The sequence below is a fragment of the Lichenibacterium dinghuense genome (assembly GCF_021730615.1).
Classification (GTDB): domain Bacteria; phylum Pseudomonadota; class Alphaproteobacteria; order Rhizobiales; family Beijerinckiaceae; genus Lichenihabitans; species Lichenihabitans dinghuensis.
In genome coordinates this window covers 2,916,674-2,938,478 of the sequence record NZ_JAJLMN010000001.1, presented here as the reverse complement: position 1 = coordinate 2,938,478, position 21,805 = coordinate 2,916,674, and the positions used below count along the sequence as shown (strand labels likewise).

19 protein-coding genes are annotated in these 21,805 nt (G+C 72.9%); 11 read left to right on the top strand and 8 right to left on the bottom strand.

Annotation, left to right across the window (positions count from 1 at the left end):
• Positions 1-354: 354 nt before the first annotated feature.
• The 3 genes from L7N97_RS14010 to msrP form a co-directional block, all read right to left on the bottom strand.
• The gene (locus L7N97_RS14010) at positions 355-1,767 is read right to left on the bottom strand and encodes a phosphohexomutase domain-containing protein (RefSeq protein WP_237478970.1); all 1,413 of its coding nucleotides are present in this window, start codon (positions 1,765-1,767) and stop codon (positions 355-357) included.
• A gap of 14 nt (positions 1,768-1,781) precedes the next feature.
• A complete protein-coding gene (argS, locus tag L7N97_RS14005; protein WP_237478969.1) occupies positions 1,782-3,509 on the bottom strand; it encodes an arginine--tRNA ligase in 1,728 nt (575 codons plus the stop codon).
• Positions 3,510-3,635: 126 nt separating this feature from the next.
• Positions 3,636-4,634 (bottom strand): protein-methionine-sulfoxide reductase catalytic subunit MsrP, encoded by a 999-nt coding sequence (gene msrP / locus L7N97_RS14000; RefSeq protein ID WP_237478968.1) that lies wholly within the window; start codon positions 4,632-4,634, stop codon positions 3,636-3,638.
• A gap of 159 nt (positions 4,635-4,793) precedes the next feature.
• Between msrP and L7N97_RS13995 the strand changes: the two genes are divergently transcribed.
• Together L7N97_RS13995 and L7N97_RS13990 are read left to right on the top strand one after the other, a co-directional pair.
• A complete protein-coding gene (locus L7N97_RS13995; RefSeq protein ID WP_237478967.1) occupies positions 4,794-5,228 on the top strand; it encodes a protein tyrosine phosphatase family protein in 435 nt (144 codons plus the stop codon).
• A 179-nt stretch (positions 5,229-5,407) separates the two neighbouring features.
• Entirely contained in the window at positions 5,408-7,201 is a 1,794-nt protein-coding gene (locus L7N97_RS13990; RefSeq protein ID WP_237478966.1) for an ABC transporter ATP-binding protein/permease, read from the top strand.
• A 112-nt stretch (positions 7,202-7,313) separates the two neighbouring features.
• On the opposite strand, the gene L7N97_RS13985 is transcribed toward L7N97_RS13990, so the two are convergent.
• Positions 7,314-8,654 (bottom strand): sodium:proton antiporter, encoded by a 1,341-nt coding sequence (locus L7N97_RS13985; protein ID WP_237478965.1) that lies wholly within the window; start codon positions 8,652-8,654, stop codon positions 7,314-7,316.
• Positions 8,655-9,084: 430 nt separating this feature from the next.
• On the opposite strand from L7N97_RS13985, the gene L7N97_RS13980 reads away from it, so the two are divergent.
• The gene (locus tag L7N97_RS13980) at positions 9,085-9,261 is read left to right on the top strand and encodes a hypothetical protein (protein WP_237478964.1); all 177 of its coding nucleotides are present in this window, start codon (positions 9,085-9,087) and stop codon (positions 9,259-9,261) included.
• Positions 9,262-9,401: 140 nt separating this feature from the next.
• On the top strand, positions 9,402-10,004 hold the full coding sequence (locus L7N97_RS13975) for a DNA-3-methyladenine glycosylase (protein WP_237478963.1): 603 nt from the start codon (positions 9,402-9,404) through the stop codon (positions 10,002-10,004).
• Here the strand turns inward: L7N97_RS13975 and L7N97_RS13970 are convergent.
• The gene (locus tag L7N97_RS13970; protein WP_237478962.1) at positions 9,949-10,401 is read right to left on the bottom strand and encodes a DUF5615 family PIN-like protein; all 453 of its coding nucleotides are present in this window, start codon (positions 10,399-10,401) and stop codon (positions 9,949-9,951) included. The genes L7N97_RS13975 and L7N97_RS13970 overlap by 56 nt on opposite strands.
• Positions 10,402-10,500: 99 nt before the next feature.
• Here L7N97_RS13970 and L7N97_RS13965 point away from each other — a divergent pair, with 99 nt between their 5' ends.
• Together L7N97_RS13965 and L7N97_RS13960 are read left to right on the top strand one after the other, a co-directional pair.
• Entirely contained in the window at positions 10,501-11,736 is a 1,236-nt protein-coding gene (locus L7N97_RS13965) for an MFS transporter (RefSeq protein ID WP_237478961.1), read from the top strand.
• Positions 11,737-11,768: 32 nt separating this feature from the next.
• On the top strand, positions 11,769-13,235 hold the full coding sequence (locus tag L7N97_RS13960; RefSeq protein WP_237478960.1) for an MFS transporter: 1,467 nt from the start codon (positions 11,769-11,771) through the stop codon (positions 13,233-13,235).
• A gap of 168 nt (positions 13,236-13,403) precedes the next feature.
• On the opposite strand, the gene L7N97_RS13955 is transcribed toward L7N97_RS13960, so the two are convergent.
• The 3 genes from L7N97_RS13955 to L7N97_RS13945 all read right to left on the bottom strand — a co-directional run bounded on the left by L7N97_RS13955 (position 13,404) and on the right by L7N97_RS13945 (position 17,217).
• Positions 13,404-15,062 carry a class I SAM-dependent methyltransferase gene (locus L7N97_RS13955; RefSeq protein WP_237478959.1) on the bottom strand — a complete coding sequence of 553 codons (1,659 nt, stop codon included), beginning with the start codon at positions 15,060-15,062 and terminating at the stop codon, positions 13,404-13,406.
• Positions 15,063-15,186: 124 nt separating this feature from the next.
• Positions 15,187-16,638 (bottom strand): mannose-1-phosphate guanylyltransferase/mannose-6-phosphate isomerase, encoded by a 1,452-nt coding sequence (locus L7N97_RS13950; RefSeq protein WP_237478958.1) that lies wholly within the window; start codon positions 16,636-16,638, stop codon positions 15,187-15,189.
• Positions 16,639-16,788: 150 nt separating this feature from the next.
• Entirely contained in the window at positions 16,789-17,217 is a 429-nt protein-coding gene (locus L7N97_RS13945) for a hypothetical protein (protein WP_237478957.1), read from the bottom strand.
• Between the two features lie 133 nt (positions 17,218-17,350).
• Between L7N97_RS13945 and ade the strand changes: the two genes are divergently transcribed.
• The 5 genes from ade to folD all read left to right on the top strand — a co-directional run bounded on the left by ade (position 17,351) and on the right by folD (position 21,783).
• Positions 17,351-19,066, top strand: coding sequence for an adenine deaminase (ade, locus tag L7N97_RS13940; RefSeq protein WP_237478956.1), 1,716 nt, complete (start codon positions 17,351-17,353; stop codon positions 19,064-19,066).
• A 125-nt stretch (positions 19,067-19,191) separates the two neighbouring features.
• Positions 19,192-19,404 (top strand): hypothetical protein, encoded by a 213-nt coding sequence (locus L7N97_RS13935; RefSeq protein WP_237478955.1) that lies wholly within the window; start codon positions 19,192-19,194, stop codon positions 19,402-19,404.
• Positions 19,405-19,506: 102 nt separating this feature from the next.
• Complete coding sequence (locus L7N97_RS13930; protein ID WP_237478954.1) at positions 19,507-19,719, top strand: hypothetical protein; 213 nt, start codon at positions 19,507-19,509, stop codon at positions 19,717-19,719.
• A gap of 129 nt (positions 19,720-19,848) precedes the next feature.
• The gene (gene purU, locus L7N97_RS13925; protein WP_237478953.1) at positions 19,849-20,748 is read left to right on the top strand and encodes a formyltetrahydrofolate deformylase; all 900 of its coding nucleotides are present in this window, start codon (positions 19,849-19,851) and stop codon (positions 20,746-20,748) included.
• 129 nt (positions 20,749-20,877) lie between these two features.
• Positions 20,878-21,783 (top strand): bifunctional methylenetetrahydrofolate dehydrogenase/methenyltetrahydrofolate cyclohydrolase FolD, encoded by a 906-nt coding sequence (gene folD, locus L7N97_RS13920; protein ID WP_237478952.1) that lies wholly within the window; start codon positions 20,878-20,880, stop codon positions 21,781-21,783.
• Positions 21,784-21,805: the final 22 nt, after the last annotated feature.

Genomic DNA, 21,805 nt, shown 5'->3' with positions numbered 1-21,805 from the left:
AGAACCACGCGTCCTACAGTAGCAAATCTCTGAAAATAATAATTTCGGCGACGATGTATATTTTAATTCATAATGGCCCAAGGTGATCTTCAGACGAGTTTTTCCGAAATTGATTATTTCTACAATAAGTCAACGGATGTTTTAGAATATCTCTCCTCTCCGCCGTTTCTTCGAACGTGCCTCAAGCGAATCATCTGAGATTTCGACTTATCTGAGGCGCACCTCAAACCGAAACACCGCGGTCGAGACAGCCGTCGGTCAGGTCGTGATGCTGTCATCCGGCGATCACGTTCATCCGAAGCGGCCCGAAGCCGCCGAATTCCGCATCACGGGCCTGCCGCGCCCCGCGCGGGCTCACGCCCCGGGGCTCTCCCGCATCGCGGCCGCGGCCGCGTCGAGCCCCCAGCGCAGGATGCGCTCGGCCTCCGCCGGCGTCTCCGCCTCGGCATAGCAGCGCAGCTCGGGCGCGTTGCCGGAGGCGCGGAAGTGGATCACAGAGCCCCCCTCCAGGCCGACCCGGACGCCGTCGACCGCGCTGACCGAGGCGACGCGGCCGAGCGGCCGGAGGAAGGCCGCGCGGGCCTCGGGGTCGGCCAGGGTCGCGAGGAACGGGCCGGAGCGCGCGGGCGGCACCTCCTGCAGGCGGTGGCTCGCGGTCGCCTTGAAGCGCAGGGAAGCGGCCAGCGCCGCGAGGCTCGATCCCGCCGCGCGCGCCGCCGCCAGGGTCGCGACGAGCGGCAGCGCGGCATCGCGCGTCGGCAGGGCGCCGAGGCGCCGGCCCGCGACCATGACGTCCGAACCGAGCAGGAAGCCGCCGTTGGCCTCGAAGCCCGCGATCCGCTCCGCGCCGTCGCGGCCCGCCTCCGCCATGCCGGCCACCACGTAGGGCGAGCCGATGCGCGTGCGCACCACGCGGGCGAAGCCGCCCGCGGCCTCGATGGCGGAATTGGCCGAGACCGGCACCGCGACCGCGTCCGCGCCGAGGTGGCGGGCCGCGACCGTGCCGACCACGTCGCCGGGCAGCACATTCCCGTCCGCGTCGGCCAGGAGGGGGCGGTCGGCGTCGCCGTCCGCGCTGAGGATCGCGTCGAGCGCGCTTTCCGCCGCGGCGGCCCTCAGCGCCGCGAGGTCCTCCGGCCGGTGGGCTTCGGTGTCGACCGGCACGAAGCTGTCCGAGCGGCCGAACGGCACCGGCGTGCCGCCGAGCGCGGCCACCAGCTCGACCAGCATGTCGCGGACCACGGTGCTGTGCTGGTAGACGCCGACCCGGAGGCCCGACAGCGCGTCGGCCGGGAAGGCGTCGGTGTAGCGCGCGAGGTAGCGCCGCGCCGCCTCCGGATGGGGCTCGGCCGCGCCCGTGCTCGCCGCGCCGGGCGCCAGGGCGGCCAGGATCGCGGCCTCCTCGTCCTTGGTGATCTCGCCGCGCGCCGTGTAGAACTTCAGCCCGTTGCGGTCGTCCGGGATGTGGCTGCCGGTGACCATCACGGCCGGGCAGCCGAGGCGCGCGGCCTCCAGCGCCAGGGCGGGCGTCGGCAGCGCGCCACCGTCGAGCGGCCTGTACCCCGAGGCCGCCACCGCCGCGGCGGCGGTCGCGGCGATGGCGGGGCTCGAGCCGCGGAGGTCGCGGCCGATCAGCACCGGCGAGCCCGGCGCGAGCTCGTCCCCGAGCGCGAGCAGGAAGGCGCGCACGTGGTCGTCCGTCGGCCGCCCGACGAGGTCGACCACGAGGCCGCGCAGCCCGCTGGTCCCGAACTTGAGGCTGCTCACCGGATCACCTCCCCTCACATCCGCCGCGGCACCGCGATGCCGAGCATCCACAGCGCGCGCGACAGCACCGCGAAGGCGAGCTCGCACAGCGCGAGGCGCGCGGCGCGCTCGTCTTCCCCGGCCGCCAGCACGGGGCATTCCGTGTAGAAGCGGCTGAAGCTCTGCGCCACCGCGAAGGCGAAGCCGGCGATCTCGTTCGGCGCGGCGCCGGCCGCCGCGGCCTCGACGGCGTTCGGCAGCCCCAGGCAGGCCATGGCGAGCGCCCGCTCGGCCGGGTGGCCGAGCGCGATGGCCGAGGCTTCCGCGCCCGCCGCCTTCGCCCTGGCCGCGATGGCGCCGATCCGCACGCAGGCATATTGCACGTAGGGGCCCGTGTTGCCCTCGAACGACATCATGCGCTCGAGGTTGAACACGTAGCCGCCGAGCCGGCCCGTCGACAGGTCGGCCCATTTCACGGCCGCGAGGCCCACCTGCTGCGCCAGCTCCTCGGCGTCGACGTCCGGGTCCGAGGCGTCGACGCGCTCGCGCGCCTTGGCGACCGCCTCGTCGAGCAGGTCGCGCAGCCGCGCGACCCCGCCCTCGCGCGTCTTGTAGGGTTTTCCGTCGAGCCCGTTCACCGTGCCGAAGCCGACGTGGGTGAAGGCGACGCCAGGCGCGAGGCCGGCCCGGCGGGCGGCGCGGAACACCTGCGTGAAGTGCAGCGACTGGCGCTCGTCCACCACGTAGACGTAGCGGCCGCAGTGCCGCGACTCCGCGTTGTCGGGCCGGTCGGCGATCGTGGCGAGGTCGGTGGTGCCGTAGGTGGCGGCGCCGTCGGACTTCTCCAGCATCAGCGGCGGGATCTGCTTCGTGTCCGACGGCTCCGCGACCGCGATCACCACGGCGCCGTCGTCGCGCTCGGCGACCCCGCGGGCCATGAGGTCGGGCACGAGCCGGTCGACGGTGGCCTGCACGTCGCTTTCGCCGAGGTAGAGGTCGAAATGCGCCCCTAACCGGTCGAAGTCGCCCTTCTGGTCGGCGAAGGACGTGGCGCGCAGCGCGGCCCAGTCGGCGCGGGCTTCGGCGTCGCCGCCCTGCAGCGCGGCCGTCAGCGCCCGCGCCTCCGCCATGCGCCCGGGATCGGCCTTGCAGGCCGCGGCGGCCTCCGGATAGAGCCGCTGCATCTCGTCGATGCCGATCACCTCGCCCACGGTGCCCGGCGCCCGGCCGGGATGCGCGCGGCGGATGGCGCCGATGAGCATGCCCATCTGCAGGCCCCAGTCGCCGAAATGCACGTCCGACACGGTCTCCAGGCCCTGCGCCTGGAAGATGCGCGACAGCGACTCGCCGATCACCAGCGAGCGCAGGTGTCCGACGTGGAGGGGCTTCGCCACGTTGGCGCCGCCGAAGTCGAGCAGCACGGGGGCGCCGCCGGTCTGGACGATGCCGAGCGTGGGGGACGCGGCCTGCTCGCGCGCGAGGCCGGCCACGAACCCGTCGGCGAGGCGCAGGTTGAGGAAGCCCGGCCCGGCGACCTCGACGGAGGCGAAGTCGGGGTCGGCCCGCAGCGTCTCGGCCACCGCGGCGGCGAGGTCGCGCGGGTTGCGCTTGGCCGCTTTGCCGAGCGCCATGGCGGCGTTGCACTGGAAGTCGCCGAACTCGGGGCGCGTGGCGGGCACGGATCTCACGCCCTCGACCGGCAGCGACGCTCGCGCGAAGGCGCGCCGCAGCTTGTCGTCCACCCAGCCCACCAGATCCACCATCGCCGCTCTCCGCCCCGGGCCGCCCGGCCCGTCCCCTCGCAAGGCGGGACTCTTACGGGGCGCGGCGGGAGGGGGCAAATCAGGCGGGGCGTCCTTCCCCGCCGGGCCGGTCGCCCCGGCGCCCCGTCACATGAACAGCCGGTCCTTGCTCATGCCGCTGTAGAGCGAGGCCACCTCGTCGCCGTAGCCGTTGTAGATCACGGTCGGGCGGCGGCTCCCGGTGCCGAGCACCTCCTCGGTGGCCTGGCTCCAGCGCGGATGCGGCACGGCCGGGTTGACGTTGGCCCAGAAGCCGTACTCGTCCGGCGCCAGCGCGGCCCAGGTCGTGTCGGGCTGCTTGTCCGTGAAGGACACCTCGACGATCGACTTCACCGACTTGAACCCGTATTTCCACGGCACGGCGAGGCGCAGCGGCGCGCCCATCACCTTCGGCAGCGGCTTGCCGTAGGCGCCCGTCACCATGAAGGCGAGGTCGTTCGTCGCCTCCGCCATGGTGAGCCCCTCGACGTAAGGCCACTGCAGGATGAAGCTCCGCTGGCCCGGCGCCATCTTGGGGTCCTTGAAGGTCTTCAGCACGATGTACTTGGCCGAGCCGAGCGGCTTGGCGAAGTCGACGAGCTTCTTCACCGGGAAGCCCGTCCACGGCACCTGCATGGCCCAGGCCTCGACGCAGCGGTGGCGGTAGAGCCGCTCCTCCAGCGTCATGGCCTTGAGGAGGTCGTCGATGCCCACCTCCTGCGGCTTCTCGACGAGGCCGGTGAACTTCACCGTCCAGGGGCGCACGCGCAGCATCTGCGCGGCCGCGCTGACGTTCTTCGACGTGCCGTATTCGTAGAAGTTGTTGTAGGTCGTGTTGTCGACCTCCGGCGTCACGGGCCCGGAGATCGTGTAGGCCGGGTTCCGCTTGGCCGGGTAGAGCGAGGCCGAGGGGTCCGGCGCCTCGGGGGCGGCCGGGGCCGCGTCGCCGCCGCCGAACAGGCTGAAGGCCCGCGCCGGGCCGCCCGCCAGCGCGCCGGCGCCCAGCGCAGCGCCGCCCGCGACGAGGGACCGGCGGTTCAGGAACAGGTGCTCGGGGGTGGCGTCGCGCTCGGGGATTTCCCAGGACCGGCGATGGCGGATCAGCATGTTGTCGACCTCCCGTGACGTGCGGCCCGGCCGCGTCTTCCCGCTGGATATGGGGATGCCGGGGCGGGACCGCCCGCCTCCGGCTCTCGATTTCCGCCCCGCTTTGGTGCGGCGCACATCTGCGCTACGGTCCGGCCCGGAACCCCACGCGAGGACGCCATGCACACCGTCAAGCTTTCCGCCGACGTCACCGTCGCGAGCCAGCCGGACCTGTCGGAGTTTCGCGGCATCGCGGCCGACGGTTACGTGGCCGTGGTCAACAACCGGCCGGACGGCGAGGATCCGACGCAGCCGGGCTCGGAGGCCGAGGAAGCCGCCGCCGAGGAGGCCGGCCTCGCCTACGCCCACATCCCCATGGGCCCCGTGACCGAGAGCACGGTGCGCCACTTCCAGTCCGTGGTGCACGGCGCCGCCGGCCCCGTGCTGGTCCACTGCCGCTCGGGGACGCGCTCGGCCAACCTGTGGGCCATCGGCGAGGTGCTGGACGGGCGCCTGGAGATCGCGGACCTCGGCCCCCTGTCCCGCCAGATCGGCCTCGACCTGTCGGGGGCCGCGGGCTGGCTCCGTCAGCACGCCGCCGACGCCAGGGCCTAGGCGCGGCGGAAGGCCACGGCCCGGCGCCGAAGGCTTAGCATTGCCGAAGCTTCACGTGCGGGGTGGCCATCTTTCCGCTTTGATGCGCCGCGACGAGACGGCGGCACCGGGCTCCCCCGGCGCCCCCGACTGAAACCGATGACGAAGCCGGATGCGCCCCGGCCGCGAAAGGTCGATCGATGACGCACTTCGCCCGGGACGTGAAGGACATCTGGCGCCTCGCGATCCCGTACTTCCGTCGCAGGACGCCGGGCGAGATCCACCTGTGGCTGATCGGCCCGGTGCGGATGCCCGAGAACTGGATCGGCCTCGGCCTGCTCGGCTGCGTTGTCGGCCTGGAGGTCGGCGCCTCCTACATGTCGAAGCTGCTCAACAACTGGCAGGAAGGCTTCGGCGACTCCATCCAGTCGAAGGACTGGCACGCCTTCCTGTGGTCGCTGGCGATCTTCTGCGCCATCGCGGTGCCCTACGTGCTGGTCGCGGCCTTCAACAACTACCTCAACCAGGTGCTGCAGATCCGCTGGCGCAAGTCGATGACGGACGACTTCGTCGCCCGCTGGCTGTCGCCCGCCCAGCACTTCCGCATGCGCCTCGTCGCCGGCCCGGCCGACAACCCCGACCAGCGCATCTCCGACGACATCCACCAGTTCGTCGGCAACACCATGGTGCTCGGCATCGGCTTCTTCGGCAACTTCCTGCGGCTCGGCATCTTCCTGCAGGTGCTGTGGGCCATGTCGACCGCCTTCCCGATGACGAGCTTCGGGCTGTCGTTCAACATACCGGGCTATCTCGTTTGGCTCGCCGTGATCTACGCCGGCGCCGGCACGGCCATCACCTACCTGATCGGCCGGCGGCTGGTCGGCCTCAAGTACAACCAGGAGCGCTTCGAGGCGAACTTCCGCTTCGGCATGGCGCGCATCCGCGAGAACTCCGAGCAGATCGCGCTGCTGGGCGGCGAGGGCGCCGAGCGGGCGGCGCTGGGCGAGCGCTACCAGTCGATCCTCGCCAACGTCTACGGCGTGGTGCGGCTGCAGCTCAACCTCACCTTCTTCTCGCAGTTCTTCGGCCTGTTCTCCTCCGTCTTCCCGTTCCTGCTGCTGGGGCCGGCCTTCTTCTTCGGCAAGGCGACCTACGGCATCCTGATGAAGGCGGTGGGCACGTTCAGCCGCGTGCAGGACGGCCTCACCTGGTTCGCCGACTCGTTCCAGCTCCTCGCCAACTACCGCGCCATCGTGCAGCGCCTCGTGAGCTTCGAGGAGGTGATGGCCAAGAGCGACGCCGCCGCGGCGGCCCTGCCCAACATCGCCACGCGGGCGACCTCGGGCGAGGCCTTCGCGGCCGAGGGCGTGGTGGTGAGCCTGCCCGACCGCACGCCGCTCTCCGCCGTGCCGGCCTTCAGCCTGCGCGCGGGCGACCGCGTGCTCCTGTCCGGCCGCTCGGGCGCGGGCAAGACCACGATCCTGCGCGCCTTCTCGGGCGTGTGGCCCTACGGCGAGGGCAAGGTCGAGGTGCCGGACGGCACCCGCACCCTGGTGCTGCCGCAGCGCTCCTACCTGCCGCTCGGCACCCTGCGCCAGGCGCTGAGCTACCCCAACACGCTCGACGCCTATCCGGATGCCGCGGTGCGCGAAGCGCTGGCGGCCGTCGGCCTGGAAGCGCTCGCGGCCGAGCTCGACCACGCCGACAACTGGCCGCAGCGCCTGTCGGGCGGCGAGCAGCAGCGCGTCGGCGTGGCCCGCGCCCTGCTGTCGAAGCCCGACTGGCTGTTCCTCGACGAGGCCACCTCGGCGCTCGACGAGGCCGGCGAGGCGGACCTCTACCGGACGCTGATCGAGCGCCTGCCGGAGGCCGGCATCGTGTCCATCACCCACCGCCCGACGCTCGACGCCCTGCACAACCGCCGGGTCGAGATGACCAAGGGCGCGAACGGGCTGTTCCAGGCCGGGGACGCCCTGCCGCAGGCGGCCGAGTAGGGGCTGGCGGGGGAAGGCGTCGTGCCATGGCGCTTCCCCGTCCCGCCGTCGTCGCTGGCGGAGCGACGACGGATGGAAAGGGGGCAGGACCTTCGGGAAATCTCTGCCGGCCTCAGAAGAACACGGCCGTCAGCAGCCCGAACAGCGGCAGCAGCACCAGCCCCGACCACGCCATGTAGCCGAAGAAGCCCGGCATGCGGATCTCCTGCTCCTCGCAGATGGCCTTGACCATGAAGTTCGGCGCGTTGCCGAGGTAGGTGTTGGCGCCCATGAACACCGCGCCGCAGGAGATGGCGAGCAGCGTCGTCGCGCCTTCGCCCATCAGCCGCGCCGGGTCGCCGCCCGCCATGTCGAAGAACACGAGGTAGGTCGGCGCGTTGTCGAGCACCGACGACAGCGCCCCCGACAGCCAGAAGTAGCTCGCGACGACCGGCGTGCCGTCCGGCCGGTTGACGAGGTGGAGCAGCGGGCCGAACGGCCCGGCCGGCCCCGCCGCGAGCGCGTCGAGCACCGGGATGATGGTGACGAAGATGGCGGCGAACAGGATCGCCACCTCGCGGATCGGCACCCAGGTGTAGGCGTTCTCGATGCGGACCCGCGCCGGCGTCACGGCGAAGGACAGCAGGGCCGCGGCGAGCAGCAGCGCATCGCGCGCGAGCCCCTCCCAGCTCACGCTGACGCCGAGGCCGAGCGGCACGGAGCGCCCCGGGTGCCACAGCCCGCTCAGCAGCACGGCCCCCACCGCCACGACGAGGAACAGGACGTTGTAGCCGCCCTCGACCTCAAGGCGGAACGGGTGCCGCTCCCCGGCCAGCGGCTCGCGCCGCCAGTACCAGCGGTCGATGGCGGTGAAGACCACCAGCAGCAGCCCCGAGGACAGCAGCATCGGCCCCGCCATGGCGCGCAGCGTCCAGCCGAAGTCGACCCCCCTCAGGAAGCCCAGGAACAGCGGCGGGTCCCCGAGCGGCGTCAGCGAGCCGCCGATGTTGCCGACCAGGAAGATAAAGAACACGAAGACGTGGGTGCGGTGGCGCCGCCCGGCGTTGGCGCGGATCAGCGGCCGGATCAGCAGCATGGCGGCGCCGGTGGTGCCGAGCAGGCTCGCCAGGAGCGTGCCGAGCCCGAGCAGCGCGAGGTTGGTGTTGGGCGTGCCGACGAAGGCGCCGCCGACCCGGATGCCGCCCGCCACCACGAACAGCGCGAGCAGCAGCAGGATGAAGGGCAGGTACTCGTGCGCCACCGTGCCGAGCAGCGCCGCGCCCGCCGCGTCCGGCCCGCGGGCCGCGGCGTAGGGCAGGGCAAAGAGAAGCGCCCAGCCCGCCGCGACGAGCGGGAAGCGCCGCTCCCACCAGTGCGGGGCGAGGAGCGGCATGAGCGCGATCGACAGCAGCAGTCCCGCGAAGGGCAGGCCGAAGGCGAGGGAGGGCGCGCCGGCGGCGGGATCTGAGGGCATGGCGTCTCGTGGAGGCGAAGCGGGGCCCGTTCTAATCGGCGATGGGCGGGCCTGGTTCAACGCCGAGGGGCACGGCGACGCCCGACCTCCGCGCCGGCCCTTCCGGGGCCAGCGAGACGAACCCTTAAGCATGGGGTGTGGGCACGGCCGATCGATAAAATCGACATGATCTGATTTAGCTCATGCCCAAGTCGACGACGGTAGCTTCCTCTGCGTCAGGCAAGAGATGAAAGCTGCGACCATGGCTATCTCCACCGCGATCGGCTCCGCCCCAAGCACTTCGGCATTATCCGGCATCGGCATCGGCGGTCTATTGTCGGGCAACTCTCTCCTGGGCGGCCCGTCGAGTCCCGCTTCGACTCGGTCTTCCGCGACCGGCAATGCACTCCATGCGTCGATGATCGATGCCGCTCGCGCGGAGACTTCCACGTTGGAGGGCGTCGCCGCGCTCAGGCAGAGCCTGTTCGACGCCCTCGTCATGCTGGGGGAAACGATCCAAGCCGGCAGGCCGAACGCGCCCGGCCCCGCGGAGGCGCCCCGCTCCGAACGCGCGCGCGCCATGGAGGCGAAGCTCGCGGCCACCATCGCGAGCTACTTCCAGCACTGACCGGACGCGGTGAACGAGCGCCGGGACCGGCTGCGGACCGCGGGCGCCCCCGGCGGGCTTGCCGCGGGCGGCGCACCGCCCCATCGTCCGCGAGGCCCCGCCTCGCCCTGCCCGGGGTGCAGTCGCCGGCCCGGACCAGCATGACCCGAGCCTTCGAACCCGCAGCCCCCTTCGCCCGCCCCGTGCTCGACCTCGCCCGCGCGCTGGTGGGGGCCGAACTGCTGCTCGACGGCGTCGGCGGGGTCATCGTCGAGACGGAGGCCTACGCGCGCCACGACGCCGCCTCGCATTCCTGCCGCGGCCCGACGCCCCGCAACCGCGCCATGTTCGGGCCGCCGGGCCGCGCCTACGTGTACCGCTCCTACGGCATCCACTGGTGCTTCAACGTGGTGGGCGGCGAGGAGCCGGGCTGCGCCGTGCTGGTCCGCGCGCTGGAGCCCACCCGCGGGCTCGAGCGCATGCGGGCGCGCCGCGGGCTCGACGACCCGCGCCTGCTCTGCGCCGGGCCGGGGCGCCTGTGCCAGGCGCTCGGCCTCGACGCGTCGCACGACGGGGCGGACCTCGGAAGCGCCCCCTTCGCGCTCGCCTTCGGCGCGGGCGAGCCCGCGCTCGTCGCCGGCCCGCGCATCGGCATCAGCCGCAACGCCGAGGCGCCCTGGCGCTTCGGCCTCGCCGGCTCGCGCTTCCTCAGCCGGCCGTTCCCGCGCGCGCCAGCGCGTCCAGCCGCGCCCGCATCCGCCTGACGTGGGAGCCCGGCCAATAGACCCGCCCGCAGGCCGGGCAGCGGTGGAACGGGCCGCCGCGCGCCCGCGCCGCCTCCGGCACCTCCTCGGGCAGCGCCGCCTCCAGCATCGCGCCGTCGACGAGGCAGCGGGTGAAGGGGGCGGCGAGCCAGTCGAGGCCCAGGCGGCGCGACAGCTCGGCGGCCTGCCGGTCGAGCGCGTCCGCGCCGAGCGCCACCACGTCGAGCCCGGCGGCGCGCGGGGCGGCGAAGTCGCGGTCGCGGGTGAGGAGCACGCGCCCGTCCCGCCGCGCCTGCGCGGCCACCATCGCGTCGGAACTGCCGCGCGGCAGCACGGCGACGTCGTGCCCCGCGGCGCGCAGCCAGCGCGCGAGCCCGGCCAGCATCTCGTCGCACAACAGCCGCCGGATCGCGCCCCTCGCCGTGACAGGATATTTAAGCGGCCCCGCGCCCGCGCACAGGCATAGAAGGATCGTCCTCCGGAGTTCCGCCGCCCCGTGCCCGACGCCGCCCCGCCGCCGCCGCCCCTGCGCCAGCCCGCCTTCCTCCGCTTCTGGCTCGCCCGCTCGCTGTCGGCCGGCGCCTTCCAGATCACCGCCGTCGTGGTGGGCTGGCAGGTGTTCTCGCTGACCGACTCGACGCTGGAGCTCGGCCTCATCGGCCTGATGCAGTTCATCCCGATGATCGTCCTGACGATCCCCGCGGGCCACGTGGCCGACGTCTACGACCGGCGCGGGATCGTTCGCGTCTGCCAGGCCGTCGAGGCGGCGGCGGCGGCGCTGCTGGCCTTCGGCAGCGCGGGCGGCTGGCTCGGCGCCCACGGCATCTTCGCCGCCGTGGCGCTGATCGGCGCGGCCCGCACCTTCGAGAGCCCCACCACCTCGGCGCTGCTGCCGGGCGTCGTGCCGGCGGCGTCGCTGCCCTCCGCCTTCGCGCTGTCGGCCTCGGCCCTGCAGACCGCGACGATCATCGGCCCCGCGATCGGGGGCGCCCTCTACATCGCCGGGCCCGCCTTCGCCTACGCGGCGGTCGCGGCGCTCTGGGCCGGGGCGAGCCTGCTCGTCGGCGGCATCCGCCTCGACCACGCGCCGCCCAAGCGCGAGCCGCCGACGCTGCGCTCGCTCCTGTCGGGCTTCACCTACATCCGCGACCATTCGGTCGTGCTCGGCGCCATCTCGCTCGACCTGTTCGCGGTGCTGCTCGGCGGCGCCACCGCGCTCCTCCCCGTCTACGCGCAGGACATCCTGCACACGACGCCGGTGGGCCTCGGCGTGCTGCGTGCGGCCCCGGCGGTCGGCGCGCTGCTCACCTCCTTCGTGCTGGCGCGCCGCCCGCTGCGGAGCCGCGCCGGGGCCAAGATGTTCCTCGCCGTGGGGCTGTTCGGCCTCGCCACGGTGGGCTTCGGCCTGTCGACCTCGTTCCCGCTGTCGCTCCTCGCCCTCGCGGTGATGGGCGCCGCGGACGTGCTGTCCATGGTGGTGCGCTCCTCGCTCGTGCAGCTGCAGACGCCGGACAACATGCGGGGCCGCGTGTCGGCGGTGAACTCGATGTTCGTCGGCACGTCGAACCAGCTCGGCGAGTTCGAGTCGGGCCTCACCGCCACCCTGTTCGGCACCGTGCCGGCCGTGGTGATCGGCGGCGTCGGCACCGTGCTGGTGGCGATCCTGTGGAGCCGCCTGTTCCCGAGCCTGCGCGAGGTCGACGACCTCGCCAAGGCCGGCGCACCGGGCTAGACCCGCACCAACGAAGGGCGGGGAGCGGAACCATGGCGCAGGCGGGCACCACACGGGCGGACCACCGCGACGACCCCGCGGCCCACGCGGCCTCCCACGCCCGCGCCGCGGCGGAGCTCGCCGCGCGGCTCGACCGGCTGCCCGCCACGCGCTCGCTGTGGGCCACGGTGGGGCTGCTGTCGCTGGGCGCCCTGTTCGAATATTACGACCTCTTCTACACCGCCTACGTGGCGCCCGGCATGGCCAAGAGCGGCCTCTTCACGCCCGCGAGCCTCGGGCCCTTCGACGCGCTGGCGGGCATCGGCGTCACCGGCTTCGGCACCTTCGTCTTCGCCACCTTCGCGGGGCTCTGGGTCGGCACCACCGCCTTCGGCGGCGTGGCGGACCGCTACGGGCGCCGCGTCGTCTTCACCTGGTCGCTCGTGTGGTACTCGGTCGCGACCCTGGCCCTGGCGTTCCAGACCACCGGCTTCGGCGTCGACCTGTGGCGCTTCGTGGCCGGCATCGGGCTCGGTGTCGAGCTCGTCACGGTCGACACCTACATCGCCGAGATCGTGCCGGCCGCGATCCGCGGCCGCGCCTACGCGCTGAACCAGGTCGTCACCTTCCTGGCCGTGCCGATCGTGGCGCTGCTGGCGTGGCTGCTGGTCCCCCACGCGCCGCTCGGCCTCGACGGCTGGCGCTGGGTGGTGCTGGTCGGCACCGTGGGGGCGGTCTTCGTGTGGGCGATCCGCCGCGGCGTGCCGGAATCGCCGCGCTGGCTCGCCCGCCGCGGCCGTCTCGACGCCGCCGAGCGCGTGGTCCGCGCCTTCGAGCGCCGGGCGGAGCACGACCTCGGCCGCGCGCTGCCCGCTCCGGCGCCGGTCGCGGCCGTGCCGGCCCCCGAGGGCCGCGCCTCCTTCGCCGAGATCTGGAGCCCGCGCTACCGGGGCCGCACCGTCATGATGAGCGTGTTCCAGTTCTGCCAGACGATCGGCTTCTACGGCTTCGCCGCCTGGGTGCCGACGCTGCTGATCGCCAAGGGCATCGACGTCACCAAGAGCCTGCAATATTCCTTCACCATCGCGGTGGTGAACCCGTTCGGGCCGCTGCTCGGCCTGCTGATCGCCGACCGCATGGAGCGGAAGTGGCAGATCTGCACGGCCGCGGTCGCGGCGGCCTGCTTCGGCCTGCTGTTCGGGCAGGCGGCCGGCTTCTGGACCGTGATCGCCTTCGGCGTCCTCGTCACGCTCAGCAACAACTGGATGTCCTTCGCCTTCCACGGCTACCAGGCCGAGCTGTTCCCGACGCGGGTGCGGGCGCGGGCGGTGGGCTTCACCTACTCGTGGAGCCGCCTGTCCGGCGCCTTCGCGGGCCTCGTCATCTCGGCCCTGCTGGCGCGCGAGGGCGTCGGCGCCGTCTTCGCCTTCATCGCGGGCGCCATGGCGATCGTGGTGCTGGCCATCGGGATCTTCGGGCCCCGCACGCTCGACCGGCCGCTGGAAGAGATCTCGGGCTGACGGGCGCGGCCGGCCCGCGGCCGACTCCCGGCCTTCGCCTCCTTTCCCGGACGGGTCGAGGCGACGGACAACGCCCGTGAGCGCGACCTCCGCCCGGCGGTGATCCAGCGCGAGAACACCAACGGCTGCCGCGCCCCCGGGCTACAGCCTTTCCCACGCCGTCCGCCCTCATCGGATCGTCAGCGGGATCGCCATGCGGTGCGAGCGCCCGCCGGCGCTGCGCAGGGTGACGGCGAGCCGGTGCCGACCCGGCGCGAGCCCGGTCAGATCCACCGTCGCCGAGAAGGCGGTCTGTCTCGCGTTCCAGTCGCGATGGGGAGCGCCGGGCTCGAAACGCGCCGCCGCGCGGACCGCGCCGCCGTCGACGGCCACGTCGAGCGACCTCGCTTCGTCGTCCCGGAACACCACCCAGCCCTCGATCGCGTGGTCCGCCCCCGGCGCCCGCAGGTCGAGGCCGTAGCTGTCGCGGTAGGGCCGGCGGGCGTCGATCTGGGGCAGGATGGTGCCGAAGGCGTCGGGATCGTGGTCCTGCTCGGTGCCGAACCTCAGAACCGGCACATCCGTCCGGATCGGGGCCCCGACCTCGGGCTTCCGCATGACGAGGAACGACTGATAGTTCATCAGCCCGTCGACGGCGATGTAGTCGATGTCGAAGATGCTGCCCCAGAAGCGCTTGAGCCAGTCGGGCGACACGAAGATCATCGGGCCGCCGTCGTTCCAGTTCTGATGCGGGCCCTTCACATACATCCCGAAGTCGTCGCCGCGCGTCCAGTAGGGCTCGCCCAGCATGTCCATCATGGCCATGGGGCCCAGGAATGAGGCGAAGAAGACGCCGCCGGCCTTGAGGACGCGGCGGATCTCCATCAGCCACTGGTGCCAGGTGGTGTGGATGTGGCTCAGCACCGAGACGGCGGTGACGAGGTCGAAGCTGTCCGCCTCGAAGGGCAGGGTCGGCACCTCGCCGATCTGGAAGAAGCGGAACGGCGGCGACAGGTTCTGCACCGACCAGCGGATGCTGGGCCCGTCGATGTCGCAGCCCCAGAACTCGCCCTGCCGCGCTTCGGGCTCGAAGTGGCGCAGCGCCCGCCCGACGCCCGAGCCGAAATCGATGCAGCGCGCTCCCGCCCAGGCGAAATCGGCCGGCAGGGCCCGGACGATGGCTTCGCGGATGCCGCGGCCGCTGGCCTCGAAGTCGTCGAGCGTGACGGAGCCGATGCGCCGGGCGAGCCGCAGCGGCGGCAATGGTAGGCCGCCGCCCGGCCCGGGGGCGTCGCGGGCGAGGAGCGGGAAGTGGACGTGGTCGGCGCGCGCGCCCTGGTAGAGGGTCGCGGCTGGCCCGGACAGGGCCTGCGCCTTGGCCCTGACGCCCGCCTCGAAGGCCTCGGCCTCGTCGTAGGGCGTCGCGATCCGCCCCTCGTGACGCCCGAAGCGGAGATAATGCAGCAGCGGGTTGATGTTCGCCGCCCCGACCTCGGGGTTCTGGGCGAGGTAGTAGGCCGTGTCGAAGTCTGGGCCCACGCTGCGGCCCTCGGACCAGCCGGTCTGCTGGTAGTGGAGCAGCGGGTTCAGGCCCGCCGCGCGGACGTCCGGGTTGGCGTCGAGGTAGTGGCGCGTGCTGAAGCAGGGGTTGGGGTCGCGGCCCGCCGCGGCGCCGCGCGACGCATAGTCCTCGACCGCGTCCGCCTCCGGGCCGACCGCGTCCGGGTAGGTGCCGCGGTACCAGGCCTCGTCGACGAGCCCGCCGGCCCGCAGGACGTCAACCAGCCCGTCGCCCGCGGCCCGACCCTCGGATTCCGGCCCGCGGCGTCGCAGTGACCATGGAGCCATGCCTGGTGTCCCCCTCGCCTCGCCGGCCGCGGTCGATCCCGCCCGGGCCTGGACCATTCCTCATCGCTTCGACGGGCCGCAGCGATGCGCGGCGCCCGCGGGCCCGGGAAGAAGGCCCGACCGGTCAGCGCCCGTAGACGTCCTCGAAGCGGACGATGTCGTCCTCGCCGGTGTAGCTGCCCACCTGCACCTCGATCATCTCGAGGTCGATCTTGCCGGGGTTGGCGAGGCGGTGCACCGAGCCGATCGGCAGGTAGGCGGCCTCGTTCTCGTGGCGCAGGATCACCTGGTCGTCGATCGTCACCTCGGCGGTGCCGCGCACCACCACCCAGTGCTCGGCGCGGTGGAAGTGCTTCTGCAGCGACAGGCGGTGGCCGGGCTTGACCGTGATGCGCTTGACCTGGAAGCGCGAGCCGATGTCGATGCGCTGGTAGGAGCCCCAGGGGCGGTACATCTTGAGATGGTCGTCGGCCTCGGGCCGCCTGCCGGCCTTGAGCTGCCCCACGAGGTCCTTCACCGCGTCAGAGCGCTCGCGCGAGGTCACCAGCACGGCGTCGGGCGTCGCCACCACCACGACGTCCTCCAGCCCCACCACGGTCGTGAGCACGCCGTCCGAGTGCACGAGGCTGCCCCTCGTGCCCAGCACCTCCACCGGGCCCTTCAGGGCATTGCCGGCCCCGTCGCGCTCCGACGCTTCCCAGATCGCGCCCCAGGTGCCGATGTCGGACCACGAGAAGGAGACCGGCAGCACGCCGGCGCGCGCCGTATGCTCCATCACGGCATAGTCGATCGACACCTTCGGGGCCTTGGCGAAGCTGTCGGCCCCGAGGCGCAGGAAGTCGAGGTCGCTGGCAGCCGCCTCCACCGCGGCGCGGGCGGCGCGGATCACGTCGGGCGCGTGGGCTTCGAGCTCGGCCAGCATGGCGTCGGCGCGGAACAGGAAATTGCCCGAGTTCCATAAGTAGCCCTGCTCGATGTAGCGGGCCGCGGTGGCGGCGTCGGGTTTCTCGACGAACCGCTCGACGCGCAGCGCGCCCGTGTCGGCGATGGGGCGGCCCGGCTGGATGTAGCCGTAGCCGGTAGCGGGCCCCGTGGGCGTGACGCCGAGCGTCATGATGTAGCCCTCGCGGGCGCCCTCGGCGGCCGCGACGCAGGAGGCCACGAAGGCGTCCATGTCGCTGATGAGGTGGTCGGCCGCCACCACCAGGGCGACCGTGCCGGGGCCGCGGCGCTCCGCCAGCAGGGCCGCGACCGCGACGGCGGCGGCGGAGTCGCGGCGCATGGGCTCCAGCGCGATCTCGGCCTCGACCCCCACGGCCGCGAGTTGCTCGGCCACGATGAAGCGCACGTCGTTGCCGGCGACCACCAGCGGCTTGCCGAAGGCCGGGTGGGCGAAGCGCTTGGCCGTGAGCTGGAAGTTCGACAGCTCGTCGAGCAGCGGGATGAACTGCTTGGGCATGCTCTCGCGCGAGGCCGGCCACAGGCGCGTGCCCGAGCCCCCGCACATGATCACGGGCAGGATCTTCCGGATGTCCGGGGCGGAGCGCGATCGATCGGCGGCATCAGTGTCGGTCATCGATGAGGTCCCAGGATAGAAGGGTGAACGGGTCGGGGCGGCGGTGGAGGGTCATACGAGCAGCGCCGTGACGTCGTCGGCGAGGCGATCGACGTCGAAATGCGGGACGCGCCGTCGGGCGGGGCCGCCGCGAGGGGCGGAAAGGCCAGCTCACCCGTAGGGTCCCGTGAACAGATCGCCCATCGCCCGCCGCGCCCGCACGGTCACGGCCCGGCGGCGGCGGTGCTCGGGGGCGTCGTGCAACAGGTGGCAGCGCTGGCACAGCGCGGCGAGGTTGCCCGGCGCGTTGTTCTGCGGGTCGTGATCGAGGTGGCAGGTCGAGAGCACCACGCGGGTGCGCCGCATGGGCAGGATGGTGCTGTGCGGCGGCCGCAGGCGCCGGAGCCGCCTGCCCTGCCCGCAGCGCCAGCGCCCCACGTCCTCGTCCCACCAGCGCCCGTCGCCGAGGTGGACCACGTCCCGCCCGTGCGGCCGGCCGCAGCGCTCGCACCGGCCGCCGGCGCGGCGGAACCGGATGGCGGCCGACAGTTCGCGCCAGTCGATCGGGTAAAGCCAGCGGTGGCGGCGGAGGATCGGCACGGGGCGGCGCTCGAGGTGGGTCCTCCCGAGACTACGCGGTCGGGCCGGAGCGGGAAAGGCCGATCGACCAGGCCGCTTGCCCGCCCGCGGCGCCCGCACCATGCTGCGCTGCGGAACGGCACGGGGGCCCGGCATGGCGGCATCGGCGGAGACGATCGCGCGGCGCATCGCGCAGGGGCGCGGGCTGGAGCCCGCCGACCTCGTGATCCGCGACGTGCGGCTCCTCGACCTCGTCACCGGCGCCCTGACGGAGACCGACATCGCGGTCTGCGGCGACACGGTGGTGGGCACCTACGGGAGCTACGAGGGCCGCGCCGTGCTGGAGGGCCGCGGCCGGATCGCCGTGCCGGGCTTCATCGACACCCACCTCCACGTGGAGTCGTCCCTCGTCACGCCGCTGGAGTTCGACCGCTGCGTCCTGCCGCACGGCGTCACCACGGCGATCTGCGATCCCCACGAGATGGCCAACGTGCTGGGCACCGCGGCCTTCGACTATTTCCTCGCCTGCGCCGAGCGCACGATCATGGACCTGCGGGTGCAGCTCTCGTCCTGCGTGCCCGCGACGCACCTGGAGACGGCCGGCGCCGACATCCCCGCGGCCGACCTCCTCCGCTACCGCGACCACCCGAAGGTCATCGGCCTCGCGGAGTTCATGAACTTCCCAGGGCTGCTCGGCGCGGATCCCGGCTGCCTCGCCAAGCTCGCGGGCTTCGCGGGGCGGCACGTCGACGGCCACGCGCCGCTGCTGGGCGGCCTCGACCTCAACGGCTACGCGGCCGCCGGCATCCGCACCGACCACGAGGCGACGGGCGCGGCGGAAGCGCTGGAGAAGATCCGCAAGGGCATGACGGTGCTGATCCGCGAGGGCTCGGTGTCGAAGGACCTCGCCGCCCTGGCGCCGCTGCTCACGGTCGAGGCCTCGCCCTTCCTCGCCTTCTGCACCGACGACCGCAACCCGCTCGACGTCGCCGAGGAGGGCCACATCGACGGGATCATCCGCATGGCGATCGCGCGGGGCGTGCCGCCGCTGGCCGCCTACCGCTCGGCCTCCCTGACGGCGGCCCGCGCCTTCGGGCTCCGGGACCGCGGCATGGTGGCGCCGGGCTACCGCGCCGACGTGGTGCTGATCGACGCGCTCGACGCCTGCGCGGTGTCGGACGTCGTGTCGGCGGGGCGGGTCGTCGGCGAGGCGCTGTTCGCGGCCCGCACGGCCGTGCCGCCGATCGGCCTCGACAGCATGAGGGCGCGGGCCGTCGCGGCCTCCGACTTCACCGTGCCGGGCGACGGGCGGTCGACGCCCGTGATCGGCGTCGTGCCGGGGCGCATCATCACCGAGCACCTGACGCGCGACCTGCCGTCGGCGGGCGGCGCGGTCCGCCCCGACGCCGCGCAGGACGTCGCCAAGGTCTGCGTGGTGGAGCGGCACGGGCGCAACGGCGCGATCGGGCGCGGCTTCGTCCACGGCTTCGGCATGGAGCGCGGCGCCATCGCGTCCTCGGTCGGCCACGACAGCCACAACGTCTGCGTGGTGGGCCTCGACGACGCCGACATGGCGGCGGCGGTGAACCACCTCGCCACGACCGGCGGCGGCTTTGCCGTGGTCGAGGGGGGCGTCGTGCGGGCCGACCTGCCGCTGCCCGTCGCCGGGCTGATGAGCGACCGCTCCCACGAGGAGGTGCGGGCGGCGCTGCTGCCGCTGCGCGCGGCGGCGCGCGCCCTCGGCGTGACGCTGCCCGAGCCCTTCCTGCAGGTCGCCTTCCTGCCCCTGCCGGTGATCCCACACCTCAAGATCACCGATCGGGGCCTGGTGGACGTGGACCGGATGGCGCTGATCGGTGGGAGCGGCTGAGCGGCACCCGGAGCGCAGATCCCCGTCCGGCGGGCGATCGACCCGCTTGCAGTTTGGAACCGATCCAGACTATAACCGTTCCAGACAACGACGGGGCTGCGGCTCCGCCTGCTGGAGACGATCCCATGATGTCCAAGTCCGGTTCCTGCGGCTCCTGCGCCTTCTTCGACGAGCACAGCGCCGCCGCCGCGGCGGGCCACGAGGGCCTGTGCCGCTTCAACCCGCCCGTGTCACAGCCCACGGCCGAGGCGCACGGCCTGTGGCCCGTGGTGACCGAGAAGGACTGGTGCGGCCACTTCGCCCCCGAGACCACCGCGGGCGCCGTCGCGGCGGAGTGATCCGCGGCAGCGATGCCGCATCGCCCAGTCTGGAACCGCTCCAGTCTGTTCGCGTTCTAAACTTCAGACGGGCCGACGCCCGGCACTTCCAAGGAGAGCACCATGGCCTCGAGCGCTTGCGGCAACTGCGCCTTCTTCGACGACCACCACGGCAACAACGCCGCCACGACGCAGGACGGCGGCCTGTGCCGCTACAACCCGCCCGTGTCGCAGCCGACCCCCGAGGCCCACGGCCTGTGGCCCGTCGTGTCCGAGAAGGACTGGTGCGGCCACTTCGCGCCCGAGGCCGTCGGCGGCATGACGGCGGCCGAGTGACCCGCTGATCCCGAGGCTTCGATCGGAAGAGCCCGGCCCCCGCGCCGGGCTTTTTCGCGCCCGCGGATTGCCCCGCCGCGCGGATCGGGGCAGGACAGGGGCCGGAGATCTCAGGGGCCCCCACGACGCATGACCGCGGCCGACACGCCTTCCTCGACCCCGCGGGCCGCACCAGCCCCGGCCGACCGGACCCACATCCTCAACCTGTCGTGCACCGACCGGCCCGGCATCGTGGCGCGCGTCACGACGTCGATCGCCGCCGTCGGCGGCAACATCGCCGAGAGCGCCCAATACTGGGACCGGTCGACGGACCGCTTCTTCATGCGGATCCTGTTCACCGCGCCGGCCGAGGTCGGCCACGGCGTGATCCGGGGGGCGCTGAAGAGCGCCATCGACGGCTTCGGCATGGACGTCAGCCTGACCGACGGCGACGCGATGCCGCGGCTGTTGATCCTAGTGTCGAAGTTCGACCACTGCCTGCTGAACCTGCTCTACCAGATCCGCGTCGGCTGGCTGAGGGCGGAGGTCGTCGCGATCGCGTCGAACCACCCGGACGCGCGCCCCATCGCCGAGCAGCACGGCGTGCCGTTCCACCACCTGCCCGTCACGAAGACCACCAAGCCCGAGCAGGAAGCGCAGGTCCTCCAGCTCTACCGCGACACGGGCGCGGACCTCGTCGTGCTGGCGCGCTACATGCAGGTGCTGTCCAACGAGCTGTCGACGGCGCTCAGCGGCCACGCCATCAACATCCACCACTCGTTCCTGCCCTCGTTCAAGGGCGCCAAGCCCTACCACCAGGCCCACGAGCGCGGCGTGAAGCTGATCGGCGCCACGGCCCACTACGTGACCCCGGACCTCGACGAGGGCCCGATTATCGAGCAGGAGACCGAGCGCGTCACCCACGCCCTGTCGGCCGACGACCTCGTGGCGGTGGGCCGCGACGTCGAGGCCCGCGTGCTGGCGCGCGGCGTGAAGCTGCACCTGGAGCGGCGCGTGCTGCTCAACGGCCACAAGACCGTGGTGTTCTGACAAACCGAACCGGTTTCGAGAGGCCCAGGCGTTTCGCGGGGTCCGGGGCGGAGCCCCGGCACAGCCTTCCGGCGCGGCCCCGAGCCCTGCCGGAGCGCCCGCCCTGTGGACGCCGACCGAGGAAGACGCATGACCGCAGCCACCATCATCGACGGCAAGCTGGCCGCCGCCGCCGTCATCGAGACCGTGACGGCCGGCGCCGCGGCACTCGCGGCCCGCACCGGCGTCAGGCCCGGCCTCGCCGTGGTGATCGTCGGCGAGGACCCGGCGAGCCAGGTCTACGTCGCCTCGAAGGGCCGCATGGCGGAAAGCTGCGGCTTCAAGTCGGTCAAGCACGCGCTGCCGGCCGACACCGCGCAGGCCGACCTCCTCGCGCTGATCGCGGCGCTCAACGCCGACCCGACGATCCACGGCATCCTGCTGCAGCTCCCCCTGCCGAAGCCGCTCGACCCGCTGCCGGCCATCGCCGCCATCGACCCCGCGAAGGACGTCGACGGCCTGAACGAGGTCAACGCCGGCCGCGTGGCGCTCGGCGACTTCGGCCGCGCCTTCGTGCCCTGCACGCCGGCGGGGTCGATGGCGCTGATCCGCTCCGCCCTGCCGGACCTCCGCGGCCGGCACGCGATGGTGATCGGCCGCTCCAACCTCGTCGGCAAGCCGGTCGCGGCGCTGCTGCTCGCCGCCGACTGCACGGTGACGATGGCCCATTCCCGCACGGCCGACCTGCCCGCCCTGTGCCGGACCGCCGACGTGCTGGTGGCGGCCGTCGGCCGGCCCGAGATGGTGAAGGCGGACTGGATCAAGCCCGGCGCGGTCGTGATCGACGTCGGCATCAACCGCGTTCCGGCGCCCGAGAAGGGCGAGGGCAGGACGCGGCTCGTCGGCGACGTGGATTTCGCCGGCGCGCTGACGGTCGCGGGCGCGGTGACGCCGGTGCCGGGCGGCGTCGGCCCGATGACCATCGCCATGCTGATGGAGAACACGCTGATTGCGGCGACGCGGGCCGCGGGGGTGAGCGGCCCGCCTCACCGATAGGACCCACGCGCCTCGACGGCCG

Excerpts from the sequence above, each read along its gene's own strand:
- argS (WP_237478969.1), bottom strand. The coding sequence starts at position 3,509 with ATGGTGGATCTGGTGGGCTGGGTGGACGACAAGCTGCGGCGCGCCTTC.
- msrP (WP_237478968.1), bottom strand. The coding sequence starts at position 4,634 with ATGCTGATCCGCCATCGCCGGTCCTGGGAAATCCCCGAGCGCGACGCC.
- L7N97_RS13995 (WP_237478967.1), top strand. The coding sequence starts at position 4,794 with ATGCACACCGTCAAGCTTTCCGCCGACGTCACCGTCGCGAGCCAGCCG.
- L7N97_RS13990 (WP_237478966.1), top strand. The coding sequence starts at position 5,408 with ATGACGCACTTCGCCCGGGACGTGAAGGACATCTGGCGCCTCGCGATC.
- L7N97_RS13985 (WP_237478965.1), bottom strand. The coding sequence starts at position 8,654 with ATGCCCTCAGATCCCGCCGCCGGCGCGCCCTCCCTCGCCTTCGGCCTG.
- L7N97_RS13975 (WP_237478963.1), top strand. The coding sequence starts at position 9,402 with ATGACCCGAGCCTTCGAACCCGCAGCCCCCTTCGCCCGCCCCGTGCTC.
- L7N97_RS13960 (WP_237478960.1), top strand. The coding sequence starts at position 11,769 with ATGGCGCAGGCGGGCACCACACGGGCGGACCACCGCGACGACCCCGCG.
- L7N97_RS13955 (WP_237478959.1), bottom strand. The coding sequence starts at position 15,062 with ATGGCTCCATGGTCACTGCGACGCCGCGGGCCGGAATCCGAGGGTCGG.
- L7N97_RS13950 (WP_237478958.1), bottom strand. The coding sequence starts at position 16,638 with ATGACCGACACTGATGCCGCCGATCGATCGCGCTCCGCCCCGGACATC.
- ade (WP_237478956.1), top strand. The coding sequence starts at position 17,351 with ATGGCGGCATCGGCGGAGACGATCGCGCGGCGCATCGCGCAGGGGCGC.
- L7N97_RS13935 (WP_237478955.1), top strand. The coding sequence starts at position 19,192 with ATGATGTCCAAGTCCGGTTCCTGCGGCTCCTGCGCCTTCTTCGACGAG.
- L7N97_RS13930 (WP_237478954.1), top strand. The coding sequence starts at position 19,507 with ATGGCCTCGAGCGCTTGCGGCAACTGCGCCTTCTTCGACGACCACCAC.
- purU (WP_237478953.1), top strand. The coding sequence starts at position 19,849 with ATGACCGCGGCCGACACGCCTTCCTCGACCCCGCGGGCCGCACCAGCC.
- folD (WP_237478952.1), top strand. The coding sequence starts at position 20,878 with ATGACCGCAGCCACCATCATCGACGGCAAGCTGGCCGCCGCCGCCGTC.